The organism is Teichococcus deserti, from assembly GCF_001982615.1.
In the GTDB taxonomy this organism is placed as follows: Bacteria; Pseudomonadota; Alphaproteobacteria; order Acetobacterales; family Acetobacteraceae; genus Pseudoroseomonas; species Pseudoroseomonas deserti.
Map to the genome: position 1 here is coordinate 1 of NZ_MLCO01000311.1, position 2,023 is coordinate 2,023.

A 2,023-nucleotide genomic window follows, 5' to 3' on the forward strand; every position below is an offset into this window, starting at 1 on the left:
ATCATCAGCTGCCCGGCGCCGCTGCGGCCCTCGGCGCGATAGGGGCCGGTGACGCCGCTGCCGAAGACGCCGCCCGGCAGCACTCCCGCCAGCACATCCATCATCACCGCGATGCCCGAGCCCTTGTGCCCGGCCATGGGAAGGATGATGCCCTCGATGGCGGCAGCGGGGTCGGTGGTGGGGCGGCCGGCGGCGTCCAGCGCCCAGCCGGGCGGGATGGCCTCGCCGCTCTTCTGCGCCAGATAGACCTTGCCGCGCGCGACCCCGCTATTGGCGATGTCCAGCACCATCGGCGGCCGGCCCTCGCCCACCGGCGCCGCCCAGGACCAGGGGTTGTTGCCGACCTTCTTCTCCCGCCCGCCCCAGGGGGCCATGGACGGGCTGGCGGTGGTGGTCAGGAAGCCGATGCAGCCCGCCGCCGCGACGCGCCGCGTGAAATACATCGCCGTGCCGAAATGGCCGGAATGCCGCAGCGCCACCACGCCGACGCCATGCGCCCTGGCGCGGCGCACGGCCTCCTCGGCGGCGAAATCGGCCATCACCTGGCCCATGCCGTCATGGCCGTCGACCACGGCGATCGCCCCGGCATCGACCACCAGCTGCGGCACCGCCGCGGCCTGGCAGGCGCCGCTGCGCAGCCGCGCGACATACCAGGGCAGCCGCATCACCCCGTGCGACTGGTGGCCCCAGAGATCGGCCTGGACCAGCGTGTCGGCGCAGAGGGAAGCGGCTTCGGCGCCCAGCCCGGCACGGCGATAGCTCTCGGTCGCGAAGGCCAGCAGCGGGGCGGGCGGGATGGCGGTCATGGCGGCGGCGTTCCTCGGGGCGGCGTTCTTGCGGCCATCCTGCGCGCGATCGGCCGGCCCGGCAAACCGCGGCGGGTCGAAAGCGATGTTCGGAAAGCCGGACATCCGCAGGTGGGCATGTCCACCGGGCTAAACGTCACCGTCAGCTGAACGGCGTGTAAATCCTTTCGAAACAGCCAATTAACAAAACCTCAAAGACTGGCAAGCGGCTTGCTGAAGCCAGCGCATGACCGGCCCTGCCGTCCTGCCCAGCCTGTCGCCTGCCCGCCGTCGCCCCGCGACGGGTGGACGCGCGCGGGTGCGCGGCACCATCTCCGGCGCCAAGGGCGCGCGACGGGACGTGCGCCAAGCCAGGGAGCGCGCGCGCCGACGCATGAGGCCGATCTTCAGGAAACCCACCACCATTGCCGTCCGCCTGCCTCTGCTGGTCGGGCTGGCGGTCTTTCTATCCGCTGTCGGCACCACGCATCTGGCGCTGCGCATCACCGAGCGCGAGCGTGACCAGGAGGCGCAGCGCCTGGCCGGCGTCTATGTCGACAGCCTGGCCGGGCTGACCCTGCCGCTGATCCGCAGCGGCGACCTGGCCGGGCTGGAGGCGACGCTGGAACGCGGCATGGGCTTCCAGCGCGGCGTCAGCGACCTGGCCATCGTCGTCGCCGACCCGGCCGGAAAGCCCCTCGCCCGCGTCGGCCAGCCGACCGAGGAGCCGCCGATGGCCTTCGGCCTGACCCGCGCCCATTGGTCGCCCAATCCGGAGGCCGACACCGCCTGGATGCAGCTGGAGCTCGGCGAGGACGGCAAGGTCGAGGCGCTGATCGCGGCGCAGCTCGCCTTCCCCGAGCAGGCGGCGCGGCACCGCCGGCTGATCTGGCGGCTGACCCTGCTGGATGCGGCGCTGGCGGCGGCGGCGGCCGGGCTGTCGATGCTCTTCGCGCGGCGGATGATGCGGCCGATCCTGGCCGTGACCGAGGCGCTGCAGCGCGCCGGCCAAGGGGGTTTTGCCCCCCTGCCCGCTGGCTGGCGCGATGCCGAAGCCGCGGGGCTCGCCGAAAGCTTCAACACCATGGCTGCCCGGCTGCAGGAGCGCGAGGTGCTGGCCGCGAGCCTCGCCGAGCGCGAGCGCGCCGCCGTGCTCGGGCGTCTGGCCGCCAGCCTGGCGCATGAGGTGCGCAACCCGCTGGCCGGGATGCTGACCGCGCTCGACACCATCCGCCGCT

At 73.2% G+C, this 2,023-nt stretch carries 2 protein-coding genes; one reads left to right on the forward strand and one right to left on the reverse strand.

What is annotated here, in order from left to right:
- Positions 1-806, reverse strand: an 806-nt coding sequence (locus BKE38_RS25310; protein WP_106409308.1) for an Ldh family oxidoreductase, incomplete at its 3' end; no start/stop codon positions are given.
- Between the two features lie 373 nt (positions 807-1,179).
- On the opposite strand from BKE38_RS25310, the gene BKE38_RS25315 reads away from it, so the two are divergent.
- Positions 1,180-2,023, forward strand: an 844-nt coding sequence (locus tag BKE38_RS25315) for a HAMP domain-containing protein (protein ID WP_165694279.1), incomplete at its 3' end; no start/stop codon positions are given.